The organism is Nonomuraea monospora (assembly GCF_039531895.1).
Lineage (GTDB): Bacteria > Actinomycetota > Actinomycetes > Streptosporangiales > Streptosporangiaceae > Nonomuraea > Nonomuraea monospora.
The window spans coordinates 18,332-37,182 of record NZ_BAAAQX010000040.1 but is presented as its reverse complement, the minus strand read 5'-3'; the positions used below and the strand labels follow the sequence as shown (position 1 = coordinate 37,182).

Genomic DNA, 18,851 nt, shown 5'->3' with positions numbered 1-18,851 from the left:
GCACCCCGCTTCCCGTGGCGGCCGTCAACGCGGGACCGGGACGGAGGCCAGGATGCCGTCGAGCAGGCCGTCGGCGGTCGCGCCTTCCAGCTCGGCCTCGGGCCTGAGCTGCACGCGGTGCCGCAGCGCGGGCCTGGCCAGCGCCTTCACGTCGTCAGGGGTGACGTACGGGCGGCCGGACAGCCACGCCCACGCCCGCGAGGCCGCCAGCAGCGCCGTGGCCCCGCGCGGGGAGACGCCGAGCTGCAGCGACGGGGAGTTCCTGGTGGCGCGGGCCACGTCCACGATGTAGCCGAGCACCTCGGGCGCCACGTGCACCTGCGCCGCCGCCTCCCGGCCCGCCGCCAGGTCCTCGGCCGTGGCGACGGCCTTGATCTCCGACAGGTCGCGCGGGTCGAAGCCGCGGGCGTGCCGTTCGAGCACCGAGATCTCCTGCTCGCGCGGCGGCAGCGGCACGGTCAGCTTGAGCAGGAACCGGTCGAGCTGGGCCTCGGGGAGCTGGTAGGTGCCCTCGTACTCGACGGGGTTCTGCGTCGCGCACACCACGAACGGGTCGGGCAGCGCGCGGGCCGCGCCCTCCACGCTGACCTGCCGCTCCTCCATCGCCTCCAGCAGCGCCGCCTGCGTCTTCGGCGGCGTACGGTTGATCTCGTCGGCGAGCAGCAGGTTCGTGAACACCGGGCCCTCGCGGAACTCGAACTCCGCGGTCTTCGCGTCGTAGATCAACGACCCCGTCACGTCACCGGGCATCAGGTCGGGCGTGAACTGCACCCGCTTGAAGTCCAGCGACAGCGCCGACGACAGCGTGCGCACCATCAGCGTCTTGGCCACGCCAGGCACGCCTTCGAGCAGCACGTGCCCCCTGCACAGCAACGCGATGACCAGCCCCGTCACGACCGCGTCCTGCCCGACGACGGCCTTGGCCACCTCGGCGCGCAGCGCGCCGAGCGCCTCCCTGGCCGAGTCGCCGTTGCCGGCCGGCACCCGGTATGTCTCATCGGTGTTCACTGATCTGCCTCTCCATGAAGTCCAGATATCCGGCGAGCCTGACGAGCCCCGCGTCGTCCGCCGGTGGTGGGCCGTAGAGTGCCGCGCCGACCTGCTGCGCGTCCTGTCCCGTACGCGCGGCCAGCGCCGGGACGATCTCCTGGCGGTCCGCGCCCGAGGCCAGCCCCAGCCTCGGGGTGAGCCGGTCGATCGTGCCCGCGCGCAGCGCGTCGGCCGCGCGCTCCCTGGCCCGCCTGGCCCGGTAGAGCCGGCCGCGGCCCTCGACCGTCTCGGCGGCCCTGACGATGACGGGCAGCTTCTCCGTCACCACGGGCCCCAGCCGCCTGCCGCGCCAGAACGCGGTCACGAGGACGGCGATGATCGCCATGTAGACGGCCCAGCGGATGCCGGGCGGCATCAGGTCGTACATCGACTTGCCGCGCTCGCCCGGCAGCGCGACGGCGGGCGGCGTCTCCGGCGCCACCAGCCAGGTGACGGCCTTGCCCGTGCCGACCAGGTTCAGCGCCAGGGCCGCGTTGCCGTCCTCGGCCAGGCGCTGGTTGGTCATGAAGTCGCCGTCGGTGACGACCGTGATGACGCCGCTCGCGTACGGGAAGCTGACCAGCGCGTGCCCGTCGCCCGCCGGATAGCAGGCGGTCGAGCCGGACGGGCCGCGCAGCGGCGCGCCGCCCAGGAACGCGCTGCCCGCGGCGGTGGCGGCGGGCAGCCCGCACTCGGGCTCGCGGGAGCGGACCCGTTCCCCGACCGGCTCCACGCGCACGCCGGGGGCCAGCGCCTCCAGGCCGAAGACGCCGCCGATGACCAGCCGGTCGCCGGGGATCCTGGCCAGGTCGAACTCGTCGATGTAGGTGGTGTCGGTGATCAGCAGCAGCCGGTCGCCCGTGGCTGCCTTGGCGGCGGCGGCCTCGACGGAGTCGACCCGGTCGACGGTGACCCCGCGGTCGCGCAGTAACTCGGCCAGCGCCTTGGAGCCGGACAGCGAGGTGTCGTCGGGGTCGAGGTAGCGGGCCGGGGTCTGCTCGGGGCCGAGCAGGACGCCCAGGATCGACACGAGCACCACGACGGCGCCGAGCAGCACGATCATGCGGCTGGAACGCCAGGCGGAGCGGGCGGTAGGGGAGGTCGGACGGGACTGCCCCGGAGCCTGCCCGGGAGTCTGCCCAGGAATCTGGCCTGGAGCCTGCCCAGGAGTCTGGCCTGGGGCCTGCCCGGGAGTCTGCCCGGGAGCCTGCCCAGGAGTCTGGCCTGGAGCTTGCCCGGGAGTCTGGCCTGGAGGCGACTGGGGGGTCGTGGCGCTCATGCCCGGCCCTCACCCGCCGCCGTGCCGGCGCCCGTGGCGAGCGGCGCCGGCCGGGCCAGGCGCAGGCGCTCGTCGAGGCCGGTCATCGTCTCGTAAGCCTCCCGTGTCCCCGGCACCCCGCCGTACGTCACGTCGTCGAACGAGCGGGCCGCCGCCGCGAGTTCCTGCGCGAACGCCGGCAGCGACACCGCAGCCTCGGCGGCCAGCTCGTCGGCCGTCCGGCCGGGCATGCCGTCGACCAGCGCGCGTTCCTCCAGGTCGCGGGCGATGGCGCGGAGCCGCTCCTGGACGGCCTGCGTCCAGCGGCCCTCCGCGGCCAGCCGCTCGGCCGCCTGCCGATGCTCGGCCGCGCTGAGCGCCCTGGCGCCGAACAGCGCGCCGGGCGCGAGCGCGTTCCTGCGGGCCGTCTTGCGCAGCCGCCACGCGATCAGCGCGATCAGCGCGAGGAGGATCAGCGTGATCACGATGGCCGCGATGATCCCGCCCGCCGAGCCGCCGCCTCCGGCCGTGTCGACGAGGTCGCCGAGGAACTGCATGACGTACCGGTAGATCCGGTCGAACAGCGCTTCGTTCTGGTACTCCGGCTTGAGGAGCTCCTCCGCGGCCCTGCGCGCGGCCTCCTCCCTGTCGATCGGGCTCACGACCTGGCGGAGTTGGACGGGTGCCACAGTTCGTCGGCGGAGGCGTGCACCCAGCCCTGCCGCTGCTGCTCGATGGCCGCCGTCTGCAGCACGAGGTCGAACGCCTCACTGCGCATCCGCCGGTCGGCGTAGAGCAGGCCCGCGACGCCGGCCTCGAACGGGTAGGTGAACATCGCGCCGAGCGTGCCGCCGATCGCGATCAGCACGGCCGTCACGATGGTCGTGGCCGCCGAGCTGGCGCCGAACATTCCGAACAGGGTGCCGCCCAGCGTGAACGGCATCGTCAGCAGGCTCGCCACGAGGCCGACGAGGATCGAGGTGAGCAGCAGGATGCCGAACACCCGCCAGAAGTCGCCGGTCACCAGGTGCCAGGAGCGGCGCATCGCGTCGACCGGGCCGCGGCCCTCCAGGACCACGGCCGAGGAGGCGAAGGCGAAGCGCGTCCTGAAGAACAGGTAGTAGGCGACGTAGGCGATGAGGAACAGGATCGTCAGGCCCGCGATCCAGCCGAGCGCGGAGGAGTCGGAGGCGTTCATCGCGATCGCCACCAGGAGCAGCACGAAGACGATCAGCGGCACGATCATGATCGCGGCCATCATGCCCACCACGCCGAACAGCGCGGGGACCCGGCCCTTGACGAGCTGCCAGGCCTCGCCGGCGCTGATGTTGCCGCCGAAGACGGCCCGGCCGAGTATGCGGGTCAGCACGCCGGTCAGCACGGTCACGACGACGAACGAGATCGCGGAGGAGATGAGCGTGCCGGCGTACTGGCCGAGGACGCCGGAGACGGTGGTCAGCTCGCTCTCGGCGGTGGCGAAGCTCGCGGGGTCGTCGAGCGGGCTGGGCATGGCGTCGAGCAGGAACGCCTGGCCGATGGCCACGGGCACGGAGGCGAGCAGGGCGGCCACGGCCGACAGGCCGAGCACGGCCTTCGGGTTCGACCGGATCAGCTTGATCGTGCCGTCCAGGATGTCGCCGAGACCCAGCGGGCGCAGCGGGATGATGCCGGGGCGGAGCGCCGGCGGCGGCATGTAGCCGTATCCCGGCTGCTGTTGCGGATATGGTGTCTGCGGCGCGTGCCCGTAAGGCGGCTGCGGGGGCGGCTGCTGGTGCTGCGGTTGCGCGGGCGGCACGTACGGAGGCTGTCCACTGTGTTGTCCGCTGGGAGCCTGCTGTCGCGCGCCGGGGGCGGTCCACGGGGAGGCCGGCGGGGCGCTGTAGGGCGGGGGCTGTTCGGCCGACCAGCCTGATGGCGTCTCGGGCGTGGGACCGTGACCGTCTGACATATCCCAATCCTGGCACGCTGGGCGGGGCATTGGTGTCACGGAGAGGATTCGCCGCCTCATCTTGCCCGCATTCACGGAGGAATCCGGGCAAGGTTCGCGGTCAGGGATGGCCGAAAGTCGCTCTGTTACCGCAGACTGAGATTGCGGTCGCGGGGGCGGACCTAAAATTCGCCTTTTGCAGGGCTCAGGTCACACTCATGGGTCAACCAAGGGTAACCTTCAGCGATCGTGCGGGTATGTCCCACAATGCGTAGAACGAATGAGGGGCCATGAAAGGTCGCGTGCTGGTCGTCGACGACGACGCCGCTCTCGCCGAGATGCTGGGGATCGTGCTGCGGGGGGAAGGCTTCGAGCCGTCCTTTGTCTCCGATGGCGACAAGGCCCTCGACGCGTTCCGGGATACACGCCCGGACCTGGTTCTGCTCGACCTGATGCTGCCGGGGGCCGACGGCATCGACGTCGCGCGCCGGATCAGGGCTGAGTCGGGGGTTCCCATCGTCATGCTCACCGCCAAGAGCGACACGATCGACGTCGTGCTCGGGCTGGAGTCGGGCGCCGACGACTACATCGTCAAGCCGTTCAAGCCGAAGGAGCTGGTGGCCAGGGTGCGGGCGCGGCTGCGCCGCACCGACGAGCCCACCCCCGAGATCCTCCAGATCGGCGACATCACGATCGACGTGGCCGGCCACTCGGTCAAGCGCGGCGAGGAGACCATCAACCTCACGCCGCTGGAGTTCGACCTGCTGGTGGCCCTGGCCCGCAAGCCGCGCCAGGTCTTCACCCGCGAGGTCCTGCTGGAGCAGGTGTGGGGTTACCGGCACGCCGCCGACACCCGCCTGGTCAACGTGCACGTGCAGCGGCTCAGGGCCAAGATCGAGAAGGACCCCGAGCACCCCGAGATCGTCGTGACGGTCCGTGGCGTGGGCTACAAAGCCGGTCCCGCCTAACCCTCGCCTCTCCCCGCCGTGCCCCCGACGAAGAAGAGAGCCCGCAGACGGACGTTCCGCCAGATTCTCGGCGGCGTCCGCCGGCGGCTTCTGCGTGCGGCGGGCAGGATCCGCAGCGTCTGGCGGCGCTCGCTGCAGCTCCAGGTGGTCACCAGCACGCTGGTGATCTCCGTCATCGTGGTGGTCGTGCTCGGCACGTTCCTGTTCCAGCAGATCAACAAGTCGGTCGTGGACAGCAGCCAGCGCTCCGCCGCCAGCGAGGCGTCCGCCGACCGCCTGCAGATACTCGACGCGCTGACCCCCGAGACCGACGACCCCGCCAAGCAGGCCGACGGCGGCGAGCAGGGCGGGGGCAACCTGCTCGACGAGGTCATGAACACCGTCACCGGCTCCGGCGAGAACGGCTCGGAGAAGCGCTACGAGGTGCTGGTGCTCAACCTGACGACCCCCGGCCAGTCGCGGGCGTCGGGCAGCGTGGTGCCCGCCGACGTGCCTCTCACGCTCCGGATGACGCTGCAGCGCAACATCCGCGAGTACAAGTGGGACAAGGTCACCGGCTTCACGCAGGTGATCACCTTCCGGGGCCAGAGCCAGCCCAGGCTGACGTACGTGGTCGGCGGCATCGTGCACCTGCCCACCAACGGCCGCACCTACGAGGTCTACCACTTCTTCCCGTTCGACGAGGAAGAGGAGCTGCTGTCCAACGTCCGGCTGGCCATCGTCGTCGTCGGGCTCGGGCTCGTCCTGCTGCTGGCCGCCATCGCCTACCTCGTCGCCCGCCAGGTCGTCACACCCGTCCGGCTCGCGCGCCAGGCCGCCGAGCGGCTGGCCTCCGGCAGGCTGGACGAACGGCTCAAGGTGCGCGGCGAGGACGACCTGGCCCGCCTGGCGAACTCGTTCAACGAGATGGCCGCCAACCTGGCGCTCAAGATCCACCAGCTCGAGGAGCTGTCCCAGGTGCAGCGGCAGTTCGTCTCCGACGTCTCGCACGAGCTGCGCACGCCGCTGACGACCGTCCGCATGGCCGCCGACCTGCTCTACGACGCCCGCGAGGACTTCGAGCCGATGGCCGCCCGCTCGGCCGAGCTGATGCAGGCCCAGCTCGAACGGTTCGAGTCGATGCTCGCCGACCTGCTGGAGATCAGCCGCTACGACGCCGGAGCCGCCACGCTCGACCTCGAACCCGTGGACATCCGCGACGTCGTCCTGCGCGCCATCGGCGACTCCGAGGCGCTGGCCGAGCGGCACGGCACCCGCTTCGAGCTGAGGCTGCCCAACGAGCCCTGCGTGGCCGAGATCGACAACAGGCGAGTCGAGCGCATCCTGCGCAACCTGCTGTTCAACGCCATCGAGCACGGGGAGGGCCGCGACATCGTCGTCACCGTGGGCGCCGACCGCGACGCCGTGGCCGTCGCCGTGCGCGACCACGGGATCGGGCTCAAGGCAGGCGAGGACACCATGGTCTTCGACCGCTTCTGGCGGGCCGACCCGTCCCGCGCCAGGACCATCGGCGGCACCGGGCTCGGCCTGGCCATCTCCCGCGAGGACGCCGCCCTGCACGGCGGCTGGCTCCAGGCGTGGGGTCAGCCCGGCGAGGGCTCCCAGTTCAGGCTCACGCTGCCCAGAAGCGCGGGCGTCGACCTCAAGGGCTCGCCGCTGTCGCTGGTGCCGCCCGAGATCGAGATGCGCCGCACCTGGCGGACGGCGATGACGCCCGTCCTGCTGCCCGCCTCCGGGGACGGAGCCGAGCATGACGAGGAGTAGGCGCGCCGCCGCCGCGCTGGCGATCGTGGCCGCGGCGGCGTTCGGCGGCTCGGGCTGCACCGTGATCCCCGTGACCGGCCCGTACACCGTCGGCAACGACCAGGGCGCAGGCGACCCGCTCAACAAGCCGTTCCAGCGCATGATCGCCATCCCGCCGCAGCCCGGATGGGGCGTCGAGGACACGATCAGGGGCCTGCAGGCCGCCATGGCCGCCTACGCCGACGACCCGTCGATCCTGCCCAAGTACCTGACGGCCGAGGCGCGGGCCAAGTGGTCGGCGGCCGGGCCCGTGACGGTGATCCAGGACGCGTACGAGGTGGGGGTGCCGCCGCCGCGCGAGTCCGAGACCGCGATGAAGGTCGGGCTCAAGGGGAACTGGGTGGCCCTCATCAACGAGGACGACTCCTACAAGCCGACGGCCGGGCCGTGGGAGCGGACGTTCGAGCTGGTCAAGATGCCTGAGGGGTACCGCGTCAGCAACCTGCCCGCCGGGCTCGTGCTCACCGAGTCGGACGTGGCGCGCGCGTACCGGCCGACCAACCTCTACTACGTCAACCGCAGCACCCAGGACCGGCTCGTCGTCGACCGGGTGCGCCTGCGGCTCAACACGACGGAGACGTTCGCGCAGACCGTGCTCGAACGCCTGCTCAAGCCGCCGACAGAGGGCCTGCGCGGCGCCGTCACCTCCAGCCTCCCCGCCGACACCAAGATCGAGTCGATCAGGGCAGGCGAGGACCGCGTGATCATCAACCTCTCCGGGCCGCTCGACACGCTCGACCTGAGCGCCGAGGAGACCCTCAGGGGCCAGATCAGGAACAGCCTCAACAAGAACGAGATCGCCAAGGGCCGCATCATCGAGATCCTCGTGGACGGCGAGGCCTACACCGTCGACCGGCCCGACTCCGACGACCAGTGGCTGGACGACGAGGTCGGCGACAGCGCGTACTACGTCGACAAGGGCGCCGTCCACTACCTGACCAAGGACGGCGCGGGAGGCGCCGTGGCGGGCGCGGCGGGCGAGCAGCGCGAGGGCTACAGCCACTTCGCCGTCTCCGCCGGCCCCAACCCGCTCATCGCCGCCCGCACCTCGACCGGAATCTCCGTCGCCGGGCTCGCGCCCGAGGCGGCCTGGCAGGAGGTCGTCCAGGGCACCGAACTGACGCCGCCCACCTGGAACAGGGACGGGTCCCTGTGGACCTACGACGGCAAGAACGGCGTGCTGCTCAAGTACGACCCGGCCAGGACGCGCGTGGAGCCCGTCGAGGTGCCGGGCGAGCTGGACAAGCTCGACGTCAACCAGTTCAGGATCGCCAGGGACGGGGTGCGGGTGGCGGTGACCACCGGCGAGAACACCGTCCAGATCGGCGCGCTGACCGGCGAGGCCGGGACGAAGCTGGCCAACCTGCAGAGCCTGATGACGACCGAGACCGGCAACGAGATCCGCGACATCGCCTGGCTGGACGACGAGCGCCTGCTCGTGCTGGTGCAGGGGACGGCCGGGCAGACGCTCAACGAGATCAATGTGGGGGACGGGGAGACCACGGGGGTGCCGTTGAAGGATCGGCTGGAGTCGGTGGCGGCGTTCCAGGATCAGGTGCTGGCCGACGTCACGACCGGGAACGGGACCAAGCTGATGGTGTTGAGCCAGGATCGGCAGACCTGGGACGTCAAGGTCGAGACCGACGCGGGGACGCCGGTGTTCCCGCTGGGCTGACCCTGCTGATCGGCCCCGTGCCTGCGCCCTTGTGCCGGGCGGTCCCTCGCTTTTCGTCACCGCCCGGAAACTGTCGGTGGCGACCGGCATGCTGAGGCCCGTGCTGAACGTCGTGCTGGACCTCGTCCTTCCCCCGGCCTGCGCGGGCTGCGGCGCCAAGGGGGCGTCGTGCTGCCCCCGCTGCTTCGGGTCCCTCACCCGTGCCCCCGCCAGGCGCGGCCCCGTCCCGAGCCCGCCCGGTCTGCCCGACTGCTGGTCGGCGGCGCCGTACGAGGGCGCCGTGCGCCGGATGATCGTCGCGTACAAGGAGCGGGGAGCCGTGGCACTGGCCGGGGTGCTGGCCGACGCGCTGACCCGCACGGTCCTGATGGCCCTGGGCGACTGGGCGGGCGGCCGGTTCGCCGTCGTCCCGGTCCCCAGTGCCCGCAGCAGCGTCCGGGGCAGAGGCCACGACCCGGTGGGAAGACTGGCGGTGCTGGTGGCCGCCAGGCTGCGGGCGCTCGGGGCGGGGGCCGAGGCGTGGGCCGGGCTGGGCCAGAGCAGGCGGGTGGCCGACCAGGCGGGCCTGAGTCGCTCTCTGAGAGCCGCCAACCTCGCAGGGTCACTCCAGGTCCTGCCCGCCGCCAACGGCCCTCCAGCGCCCGTTGCGTTGCTCCTGGACGACATCGTGACGACCGGCGCCACCCTCACCGAGGCCGCCCGGGCCCTGCGAGCTGCGGGTATCGCGGTGCCGCTGTCGGTGACGGCGGGCGCGACACGCCGAAGATCTTGAAATCGTCATGGTCACGTTGGGTAAAGAAAGATCCAAATCGGGATCCTAGCCAGGAGGTCACATGTCACTTCCCCTAGACGGGTACCCGCACTGCTCAGTGAGCGGGAGCCCCGCACGCATAAGGGTTGCCGATCGGTTAAATGGGGCACCGGAATGCGCTTACCCCCCAGGTGGACATCACGTACCGTGATCCTCCTGGAGAGGCCCCGGCTGACATTCGTGCTGGATGCGGATAGCGTTCCTACATGGCACCCGTTCGGGTCCGTGGTTGCGCAGGGTCGGGGTCCCCGGCTCTGCTAGCCGATGCCAGCCGCAGGCAAAACGGTCCACGTAAGGCGACTCTTTGTCGACCGATCACGGTGCGGCTTAGGGGTAAGTCCTGCCTTCCCGGGGGTCCAGATGTCCCCCGTCAGAAGAGAAGGGCAGTAGTGGCAACAGAGCTGCGAAATCCTCAGCAGGCGGATGTGGGGTCGAAGACCAGGTCGGCCGGGCGGGTGCCTTCCGAGTTCCCGGTGGCGCAATGTCGGAAGAGGGTAACCGTGACAGGAAGGCAGCCAATCGACCCCGTCCGACGCGCACGTCGTCGTCGGGCGCTCTTGCTCAGTCGTTAGACCGAAGGGGGGCTGTTGCATGGACATCATCGTCAAGGGCCGGCACACAGGAGTAAGTGATCGGTTCCGAGACCACGTGACGACCAAGCTGGCCAGGATCGAACGTCTGGACAACAAACTCATCCGAGTTGATGTGGAGGTGTCGAAAGAGCGTAATCCGCGCCTCGCCGGACAGCGCGAGCGTGTCGAGCTCACCATTCACTCCCGAGGGCCGGCCATCCGCGCCGAGGCCTCGGCCGACGACCGATTCGCAGCCCTCGATCTAGCCCTCGACAAACTGGAAGGCCGCCTCAGAAGGCTGGCCGACCGACGCAAGGTGCACCACGGCAACCACTGCCCACCCTCGGTGGCCGAGATCACCGCGACGCTCCCTGACGCTGCCGATCTGGCGCCACTCAAGCAGCCCGACGTCCCCAAGCAGGCCGAACCCGACGAGGACGAGCTGCAGCAGAAGAGCGACCAGCTCTACGACGACATCGTCCCGATCGAGATGGACGGCGACGGCCCGCTCATCGTCCGGGAGAAGTACCACCGAGCCGAACCCATGACCATCGACCAGGCCCTGCTGGAGATGGAGCTGGTAGGACACGACTTCTACCTGTTCCGTGACAAGGAGAGCGGCCAGCCGTGCGTCGTCTACAACAGACGCGGCTACAACTACGGCGTGTTGCGGCTCGTAGAGCCCTGATCGCGCGCTAAAAGATCTTCTCGACCACCCGAGAACCGCGGGTACATGCCATCATGGCGGTTCAGACGGCTCTGGCCCCCCGACGAGGAGGAGACGTGAGCGAGCTCAGTCAGGTAGGGATGAGCGAGCGAAGCGAGGCAACGGCAGGCGCGAGGCTGCCCGTCACGAGGCTGCCCGTCACGATGCTGGTCGTCACGAGGCTGGTCGTCACGGAGCACCCCAAGGAGGCTTCGTGACCGAGTCCGGCGAGGCCCGCGCTCAGGCGAGCGAGCCGATCCGCGTGCTGATCGTCGACGATCACGAGCTGATCCGGCGGAGCCTGGCGCTGGCGCTGGCTGCCGAGCCTGACATCGAGGTGGTCGGTGAGGCGAGCGACGGGCAGGAGGCGGTCGAACTGGCCGATCGCCTCATGCCTGACGTCGCCCTCATGGACGTACGCATGCCCCGGCAAGACGGGATCGAGGCGACCAAGGGCATCAAGGCCTCCGTCCCGAGCACCCGCATCATCATGCTGACGGTGAGCGACGAGGAAGAGGATCTCTTCGAGGCCATCAAGGCGGGAGCCACCGGCTACCTGCTCAAGGACGTCCAGATCAACGACGTCCCGGCCGCGGTGCGCGGCGTGCACGAAGGCCAGTCGTTAATCAACCCGGCGATGGCGGCCAAGCTCATCAGCGAGTTCGCCAACATGAGCCGCAAGGAAGCCGAGCGCCCGCCCCAGCTTCCGGTCCCGCGGCTGACCGACCGCGAGATGGAGGTGCTGCGGCTGGTCGCCAAGGGCATGAACAACCGGGAGATCGCCAAGCAGCTCTTCATCTCCGAGAACACCGTGAAGAACCACGTGCGGAACATCCTCGACAAGCTGCAACTGCACTCGCGGATGGAGGCTGTGGTTTACGCGGTGCGGGAGCGCATGCTCGAGATCACCTGATCTGCGCGCTCCGTGGCGGGGCTGGATGCTCTCGTTGCGGGGCGCTGGTGGGCGGTGCGCATCCCCGCGAGGCCATCCCCCAGCTCAGCCCCCGATCGCCGAGGCCCGGTGCGCGGGGGTCGCGTTCAGGAGGGGAAGCAGCTCAGGCGGGTCAGCACGCTCAACGCGCACGGCGTCGCAACCCACCCACTCGGCCGCCGACCACAGAGCCTCGCTCAGCGCGTCCCCCCACTTGGCGGGCGACAGGCCGGGCTCCAGGCTGAGCTGCCTGGCCACCAGAGTGGACCCCTCGCGCGCCGGATCCACCCGCCCGATCAGCCGCCCCCCGGCCAGCACCGGCATCGTGAAGTAGCCGTGCACCCGCTTGTGCTTGGGTACGTAGAGCTCCAGCGTGTAGGTGAAGCCGAACACCCGCCTCGTGCGCTCCCGGTGCCAGATGAGCGAGTCGAACGGCGACACCAGCGTGGTGCGGTGCCGGCCGCGCGGCTCGGACGCCAGCCCCTCGGGTGACGCCCAGGCGTTGGCCAGGCCCTTCTTGCCCGGCCAGCCGGCGACGGCCACGGGCACCAGACCGGCCGCGCCGCTGAGCAGGACCTCGTCGAGGATCGCCGCGTAACGGCCCTTGAGGCGCAGGAAGTCGAGCAGGTCGGTGCGGTTGGCCACGCCCAGGGCGCGCCCGGCCACGCCGGCCAGCCGTACGATGCACTCCTCGTCGGACAGGTCCTCGGCCAGGAGGTCGGCGGGGACCACGCGCTCGGCCAGGTCGTAGACGCGGCGCCAGCCGACGCGGCGGCTGCACACCAGCTCGCCGATGTCGAGCAGCCACTCCAGGCCGATCTTGGAGTCGGACCAGTCCCACCAGGGGCCGCCGTTCTTGGCGCCGCCCACGTCGGAGGTCGTCAACGGGCCCGACTCGCGGACCTGGTCGAGCAGCTTCTCCACGTTGTCGGGCACCTCGTGCCACCGGTAGCGGCGCTCGCGGTAGGCCCTTCTGCGGAAGGAGTAGAGCGGCCAGTGCTCGATGGGCAGGATGCAGGCGGCGTGGCACCAGTACTCGAAGCTCTGGGCGGGGTCGTGCCAGTAGGCGCGCTCGACCTTGGGGCGGCCCACCGCGCCGAGGCGGGCGTAGGCGACCAGCTCGTGGGAGCGGGCCAGGACCGAGATCGTGTCGAGCTGGATCGCGCCGAGCTTGCGCAGCATGGCGTGCACGCCGCCCTTGCGGGCGTCTGCGCCGATGAAACCCTGCGAGCGCAGGATGATCCGGCGGGCTTCGTCGGGGGTCAGGTCGGTCACGCCGGTCATGCCCGCGGCTCCGTATGGCGATGCATGCGAGCAATCTAGCGAGGGGGACCGACAGAATCGGCCGGGCGTGCGTCTCGATCGTGTGTGCGTGCGTGGTGATGGCGTGTGCGGCGCAGGGCGGGGCTGGGCTTCATGCGCGGTGCCGGACGTGCGTAACGCCGGGCCATGCGTCATATCGGACGTGCAGAGCGCCAGGCCATGCGGAGCGCCCGGCCATGCGTCGTGCCAGGCCATGCGTCGCGCCGGACGTGCGCCGCGCCGGGCTATGCGTCGCGCCGAAGCGCGCGTGTGTCATGCCGGACGGGTTGGGCAGGCGTCGCGCAAGCCAGGGGAGGGCCGCGCAAGTCAGGGGAGGGCCGCGCAAGCCCGGTAAGGGGGCGTCGTTCGTGCCCGGCAGGCGAACGGCGGGTCGCCCGTGGCCGGGCGCCCGCCGTCGGAAGCGTGTGGTCTGAGCGTGCGGTCTAGCGGTGATCCTCAGCGCGCATGCCCACCCGCGGAGCGTCGATGACGACGTCGGTGAAGATGTCGAAGACGAGGGCGAGGATGCCGCCGACGACGAACAACCCGGCGCCGATCCAGACGAGCGTCCAGTTCGAGGCCGTCAGGCCGAAGCCGGCCAGGACGGTTCCCACCAGCATGACGGTCACCGCGAGCCACGAAGACGCGCGCCCTCCGTGGCTGCCGAGATTCTCCGTATGCTCCGACTTCTTCCCCTCAACCATGACAAATCCTTCCTTTGCCGGTTATCGCGCTATTGGTGCGAGCCGGCTCTCCACCGGCATACCCTCTGCCTTGCGCCCATTCTCCCAGACGGGTTCTGCGCCCTCGTCGTCACGGTGGCTGTGTCTGGTTGTGGAACCGCCTACGATGGGCTACGGGGAAGTTTGTCTCGGCCTCTCCTCCTGGCGGCGCCGCCGGGGTAGACCTGCGAGGAGCTTTACATAAAGTGGCAGCCATTCTCGACAAGATCCTACGTGCCGGCGAAGGCAAGATCCTGCGCAAGCTCAAGCGGATCGCAGACCAGGTCAACTCCATCGAGGACGACTTCACGAGCCTGTCCGACGCGGAGTTGCGTGCGCTGACGGACGAGTTCAAGCAGCGCCATGCCGACGGCGAAAGCCTCGACGATCTGCTTCCCGAGGCGTTCGCGACCGTGCGCGAGGCGGCCCGCCGCGTGCTCGGCCAGCGGCCCTACGACGTGCAGATCATGGGCGGTGCCAACCTTCACCTGGGCAACATCTCCGAGATGAAGACCGGTGAGGGCAAGACGCTGACCTGTACGTTGCCGTCCTATCTCAACGCCATCGCCGGCAAGGGCGTGCACGTCATCACGGTCAACGACTACCTGGCCAAGCGTGACGCCGAGACCATGGGGCGCATCCACCGGTTCCTCGGTATGGAGGTCGGCTGCATCGTCTCCGGCCAGCAGCCCGACGAGCGCCGCAAGCAGTACGAGGCCGACATCACGTACGGCACGAACAACGAGTTCGGCTTCGACTACCTGCGCGACAACATGGCCTGGTCGCTCGACGAGTGCGTGCAGCGGGGCCACTTCTTCGCGATCGTCGACGAGGTCGACTCGATCCTGATCGACGAGGCCCGTACGCCGCTGATCATCTCCGGCCCCGGCGAGCAGTCGGGCAAGTGGTACCAGGAGTTCGCCAAGATCGTGCCCCGGCTGCGCAGGGGCGTCGAGGCGAAGAACCCGGGCGAGGAGAGCACCGGCGACTACATCGTCGACGAGAAGAAGCGCACGGTCGGCATCCTGGAGGCCGGCGTCGAGAAGGTGGAAGACTGGCTCGGCATCGACAACCTCTACAAGCCGGAGCACACCCACCTCGTCGGCTTCCTGAACAACGCGCTCAAGGCCAAGGAGCTGTTCAAGAAGGACAAGGACTACATCGTCGCCGACGGCGAGGTCCTGATCGTCGACGAGTTCACCGGCCGCATCCTGCACGGCCGCCGCTACAACGAGGGCATGCACCAGGCCATCGAGGCCAAGGAGAGCGTGAAGATCAAGGACGAGAACCAGACTCTCGCCACGGTCACCCTCCAGAACTACTTCCGCCTCTACGGCAAGCTGGCCGGCATGACCGGTACGGCGGCCACGGAGGCCAACGAGTTCCACCAGACGTACAAGCTGGGCGTCGTCCCGATCCCCACCAACCGCCCGATGATCCGCAAGGACCAGCCGGACGTGGTCTACAAGACCGAGGACGCCAAGTTCGACGCGGTGGTGCTGGACATCAAGGAGCGCTACGAGGCCGGGCAGCCGGTGCTCGTCGGCACCACGTCGGTGGAGAAGTCCGAGCGGCTGTCGAAGGCGCTCAAGCGGCGCGGCGTCCCGCACGAGGTGCTCAACGCGAAGAACCACGCGCGCGAGGCGTCGATCATCGCCGAGGCGGGCCGCAAGGGCGCCGTCACCGTCGCCACCAACATGGCCGGTCGAGGCACCGACATCATGCTCGGCGGCAACTCCGAGTTCCGCGCCGACCTGGAGCTGCGCCAGCGCGGGCTCGACCCGGTCGAGACGCCGGAGGAGTACGAGAAGGCCTACCCCGAGGCGCTGGAGAAGGCCAGGGCGGCGGTCAAGGCCGAGCACGACGAGGTCACCGAGCTGGGCGGCCTGTACGTCCTGGGCACCGAGCGGCACGAGTCGCGCCGCATCGACAACCAGCTCCGCGGCCGTTCCGGCCGTCAGGGCGACCCCGGCGAGTCGCGCTTCTACCTGTCGCTCGGCGACGACCTGATGCGCCTGTTCAACTCGGCCAGGGTCGAGATGATCATGACCAGGCTGCAGATCCCCGACGACCAGCCGATCGAGTCCGGCATCGTCTCCAAGGCGATCGCCTCCGCCCAGCACCAGGTCGAGCAGCAGAACTTCGAGATCCGCAAGGAAGTTCTGAAGTACGACGAGGTCATGGACCGCCAGCGCAAGGTCATCTACGCCGAGCGCCACCGCGTGCTGGAGGGCGCCGACCTGCACGAGCAGGTGCGCGGCTTCATCGGCGAGGTCATCGACGACTACGTCGCCGGCGCCACCGCCGAGGGCTTCGCCGAGGAGTGGGACCTCGACAAGCTGTGGAAGGCGTTCGGGGAGCTCTACCCCGTCTCCGTCCGGATCGACGACGTCGTCGAGGAGGCCGGCAGCCGCGAGGAGCTGTCCGCCGAGCTCATCGGCGAGAAGATCAAGGCCGACGCGCTGGCCGCCTACGACCGGCGCGAGGAGGAGTTCGGCCCGGAGACCATGCGCGACCTGGAGCGCCGCGTGATCCTCTCCGTGCTCGACCGCAAGTGGCGCGAGCACCTCTACGAGATGGACTACCTGCGCGAGGGCATCGGCATGCGGGCCTACGCGCAGAAGGACCCGAAGATCGAGTACGCCCGCGAGGGCTTCGAGATGTTCACCGCGATGCTGGAAGGCATCAAGGAGGACTCGGTCGGCTTCCTGTTCAACCTCGAGGTCGAGGTCCAGGAGAACCCGATCGTCGAGGAGGAGGACGCGGTTCTCGCGGAGACCCGCTCGATCATCGCGCGCGGGCTGCGCGGTCCTGAGCGGCCGGCTGAGCTGGAGTACTCCGCTCCTGGTGAGCAGGGCGAGGTCGAGCACGTGCGGGTTCGTACGACGCAGGCCGAGCGGGCGGCGTACGGCAACGTGGAGCGTAACGCGCCGTGCCCGTGTGGGTCCGGCAAGAAGTACAAGCGTTGCCACGGCGACCCGAAGAACGCCGCCTGACGACGCGTCCCAGGCGATTCTGACCCCCACTTCCGGGATTCGGAGGTGGGGGTCCCGCCTTTTTCGGGACGAGGATGGCTGGCCATCGGGAGGGGGCCGGTCCGCCGTTCTGGGAGGGCGGGGTGAGGTCGTGCTGGGCCGCTCGAAAGGGATGAGGCCGTGGCGGAGGGGTGCCGGGCCATTCGGAAGGCGGTGGGGCCGTGGCGGAGGGGTGCCCGGCCGGTCTAGGAGGGCGTCGAGGGGCGAGGCCGTGCGGTCGTTAGGCTGTTTCGAATTCGGTGCATAGCCACTGGCTGCCGTGCCGTTCCAGGCGCAGGGCCAGGACGTGGTTGCGGTCGCCGCAGTGGACGAGCGCGCACATCTCGATGGCGCCGTCCGTGGGCTGCTTCATGTGCACGCTGCCCGTGAACGGCGGGCGGCTGGCGTGGATCATCCGGCCCGCCCGTACCAGGTCCTGGTAGGCGCGCTCGGTGAGGCGGTCGGCCAGGATCTGGGGCGGGCGGCGGCCGGCCAGCACCTCCGCCAGGGCCTGGGTGAGGTGGCGCAGCTTGCGCTCGTCGGGTTGAGCGCCTGGCGGCCCCCAGGTCAAGGCGTTGAGTGCGAGGGCGCCATCGATCTCCGGGAACATGGGCTTCTCCGATTCTCTACCTGGAAGAAAGAGTCAATAGAAGGAGTTTTCGGTCCGGCTCAGGAATACAAAAGGCACCAGCTTGTAAGGCTGAGGCCGGAGTTCGTCCATCTTTGCGGGGAAAGTTTTCGCAAGTTGGCGGGGGTGCCGGGCCTTTCGGGCGCGGGAGCGGCGGGGTTTAGTGCGGTTCGGACGGCTCGCGCCCGGGGGTGGGCAGCTTGAGCCACCGAATCAGCGCCGTGAACAGGGCGTAGTAGAGCAGCAGGTACGCCAGGCCGAACCAGAGGACCAGGCCGAGGCCGTGCGTGTTGGACTTGCTGGCGTTCAGCAGCAGGTCGATGGCGCCGCCCGAGAACGTGAAGCCCAGCCGGGCGCCGAACTCGGCCATCACGGCCATCGACACGCCGGTCAGAAGGGCGTGGGCGGCGAACAGCGCAGGGGCGACGAAGATGAACGCGAACTCCAGCGGCTCCGTGATGCCCGTGATGAAGGCCGTCAGCCCGGCCGACAGCATGATGCCGCCGACCGCCTTCCTGCGCTCCGGCGGGGCGGCGCGCCACATCGCCAGCGCGGCCCCCAGCAGGCCGAACATCATGACGGGGAAGAAGCCCGTCATGAAGATGCCCGCGCCCTGCTCCCCGGCGAAGTAGCAGTTCAGGTCGCCTGTCGCGTCCCGGGTGGCGCCGTTCACGCCCGCGTGGCACTGCGGGACCGTGAACCAGACGATGGTGTTGAGGAAGTGGTGCAGGCCGATGGGGATGAGCAGGCGGTTGGCCACGCCGTAGATACCGGTCCCGGCCGTGCCGTGGGCGGAGAGCCAGTCGCCCGCCTCCTCCAGCCAGTCGCCGATCGGACGCCACAGCAGGCCGAACAGCACACCCAGCAGCAGGGCGGCGACGGCCGTGATGATCGGGACGGAGCGGCGTCCGCCGAAGAAGGCCAGCCACGAGGGCAGCTTGACGCGGTGGAAGCGTTGCCACAGCAGGGCGGCCGTGAGGCCGATGAGGATGCCGCCCAGGACACCGGTGGGGTTCGGGGCGCCCAGGTCGAGCGCGGGGCTGCCGTCGTGGAGGATCACCGTGACCTTGGCGTGGACGGCGCCGCTGCCCGCGTCGAAGAAGAGAGTCTTTGTCACGTGATCGAAGACGAGGTAGCCGACCAGGGCGGCGAGCGCGGTGGAGCCGTCCGACTTGCGGGCGAAGCCGATCGCGACGCCTACGGCGAACAGCAGCGGCAGGTTGCCGAACAGGGCGCCGCCTGCCGCCGCCATGACTCTGGCCAGCGGGAGGAGCCAGGGGAGCGTGCCGCCTAGGCCGGACGCGCCCAGCAGGTCGTCCTGGCCGAAGCGGTAGAGGAGGCCGGCGGCGGGGAGGACGGCGATGGGCATCATGAGGGAGCGGCCGATGCGTTGCAGCACGGCGAAGGCCGGCTGGGCCCAGGACGAGTGACGCGGTGGCGGGGCCGGTCGCTGCATGGCCGTGGTCACCCCCGCGGAAGTGCCGGACGTGGGGGTTCAGGGGATC

The 18,851-nt window shown here is 70.0% G+C and carries 16 protein-coding genes; 8 read left to right on the top strand and 8 right to left on the bottom strand.

What is annotated here, in order from left to right:
• Positions 1–24 precede the first annotated feature (24 nt).
• The 4 genes from ABD331_RS48465 to ABD331_RS48450 all read right to left on the bottom strand — a co-directional run bounded on the left by ABD331_RS48465 (position 25) and on the right by ABD331_RS48450 (position 4,082).
• On the bottom strand, positions 25–1,008 hold the full coding sequence (locus tag ABD331_RS48465) for an AAA family ATPase (RefSeq protein ID WP_344491669.1): 984 nt from the start codon (positions 1,006–1,008) through the stop codon (positions 25–27).
• Positions 995–2,092, bottom strand: a complete 1,098-nt coding sequence (locus ABD331_RS48460; protein ID WP_344491666.1) for a DUF4350 domain-containing protein — start codon at positions 2,090–2,092, stop codon at positions 995–997. The genes ABD331_RS48465 and ABD331_RS48460 overlap by 14 nt, the downstream gene beginning before the upstream one ends.
• A gap of 212 nt (positions 2,093–2,304) precedes the next feature.
• Complete coding sequence (locus tag ABD331_RS48455) at positions 2,305–2,949, bottom strand: DUF4129 domain-containing protein (RefSeq protein ID WP_344491663.1); 645 nt, start codon at positions 2,947–2,949, stop codon at positions 2,305–2,307.
• A complete protein-coding gene (locus ABD331_RS48450; protein WP_344491660.1) occupies positions 2,946–4,082 on the bottom strand; it encodes a DUF7847 domain-containing protein in 1,137 nt (378 codons plus the stop codon). The genes ABD331_RS48455 and ABD331_RS48450 overlap by 4 nt, the downstream gene beginning before the upstream one ends.
• A 422-nt stretch (positions 4,083–4,504) precedes the next feature.
• Between ABD331_RS48450 and mtrA the strand changes: the two genes are divergently transcribed.
• The 7 genes from mtrA to ABD331_RS48415 all read left to right on the top strand — a co-directional run bounded on the left by mtrA (position 4,505) and on the right by ABD331_RS48415 (position 11,662).
• On the top strand, positions 4,505–5,182 hold the full coding sequence (gene mtrA, locus ABD331_RS48445; protein WP_043620615.1) for an MtrAB system response regulator MtrA: 678 nt from the start codon (positions 4,505–4,507) through the stop codon (positions 5,180–5,182).
• An 18-nt stretch (positions 5,183–5,200) separates the two neighbouring features.
• Positions 5,201–6,946, top strand: a complete 1,746-nt coding sequence (gene mtrB, locus ABD331_RS48440; protein ID WP_344491657.1) for an MtrAB system histidine kinase MtrB — start codon at positions 5,201–5,203, stop codon at positions 6,944–6,946.
• Positions 6,933–8,660: an LpqB family beta-propeller domain-containing protein gene (locus ABD331_RS48435; RefSeq protein WP_344491654.1), complete on the top strand. Its 1,728-nt coding sequence runs from the start codon at positions 6,933–6,935 to the stop codon at positions 8,658–8,660. The genes mtrB and ABD331_RS48435 overlap by 14 nt, the downstream gene beginning before the upstream one ends.
• A 100-nt stretch (positions 8,661–8,760) precedes the next feature.
• The gene (locus ABD331_RS48430; protein WP_344491651.1) at positions 8,761–9,432 is read left to right on the top strand and encodes a ComF family protein; all 672 of its coding nucleotides are present in this window, start codon (positions 8,761–8,763) and stop codon (positions 9,430–9,432) included.
• Positions 9,433–10,062: 630 nt separating this feature from the next.
• On the top strand, positions 10,063–10,731 hold the full coding sequence (gene hpf / locus ABD331_RS48425; RefSeq protein ID WP_344491648.1) for a ribosome hibernation-promoting factor, HPF/YfiA family: 669 nt from the start codon (positions 10,063–10,065) through the stop codon (positions 10,729–10,731).
• A gap of 95 nt (positions 10,732–10,826) precedes the next feature.
• The gene (locus ABD331_RS48420; RefSeq protein WP_344491645.1) at positions 10,827–10,967 is read left to right on the top strand and encodes a hypothetical protein; all 141 of its coding nucleotides are present in this window, start codon (positions 10,827–10,829) and stop codon (positions 10,965–10,967) included.
• Positions 10,964–11,662 (top strand): response regulator, encoded by a 699-nt coding sequence (locus ABD331_RS48415; protein ID WP_043620599.1) that lies wholly within the window; start codon positions 10,964–10,966, stop codon positions 11,660–11,662. Before ABD331_RS48420 ends, ABD331_RS48415 begins: the two co-directional genes overlap by 4 nt.
• Before the next feature lie 84 nt (positions 11,663–11,746).
• Here ABD331_RS48415 and ABD331_RS48410 read toward each other — a convergent pair whose 3' ends face one another.
• Together ABD331_RS48410 and ABD331_RS48405 are read right to left on the bottom strand one after the other, a co-directional pair.
• Positions 11,747–12,964 carry a winged helix-turn-helix domain-containing protein gene (locus ABD331_RS48410; protein WP_344491640.1) on the bottom strand — a complete coding sequence of 406 codons (1,218 nt, stop codon included), beginning with the start codon at positions 12,962–12,964 and terminating at the stop codon, positions 11,747–11,749.
• Positions 12,965–13,425: 461 nt separating this feature from the next.
• Complete coding sequence (locus ABD331_RS48405; protein ID WP_344491637.1) at positions 13,426–13,686, bottom strand: HGxxPAAW family protein; 261 nt, start codon at positions 13,684–13,686, stop codon at positions 13,426–13,428.
• Positions 13,687–13,910: 224 nt separating this feature from the next.
• Between ABD331_RS48405 and secA the strand changes: the two genes are divergently transcribed.
• The gene (gene secA / locus ABD331_RS48400; RefSeq protein ID WP_344491634.1) at positions 13,911–16,700 is read left to right on the top strand and encodes a preprotein translocase subunit SecA; all 2,790 of its coding nucleotides are present in this window, start codon (positions 13,911–13,913) and stop codon (positions 16,698–16,700) included.
• 259 nt (positions 16,701–16,959) lie between these two features.
• On the opposite strand, the gene ABD331_RS48395 is transcribed toward secA, so the two are convergent.
• The gene (locus ABD331_RS48395; protein ID WP_148439421.1) at positions 16,960–17,328 is read right to left on the bottom strand and encodes an Rv3235 family protein; all 369 of its coding nucleotides are present in this window, start codon (positions 17,326–17,328) and stop codon (positions 16,960–16,962) included.
• Positions 17,329–17,506: 178 nt separating this feature from the next.
• Complete coding sequence (locus ABD331_RS48390) at positions 17,507–18,802, bottom strand: PTS transporter subunit EIIC (protein WP_344491629.1); 1,296 nt, start codon at positions 18,800–18,802, stop codon at positions 17,507–17,509.
• Between the last annotated feature and the right edge of the window lie 49 nt (positions 18,803–18,851).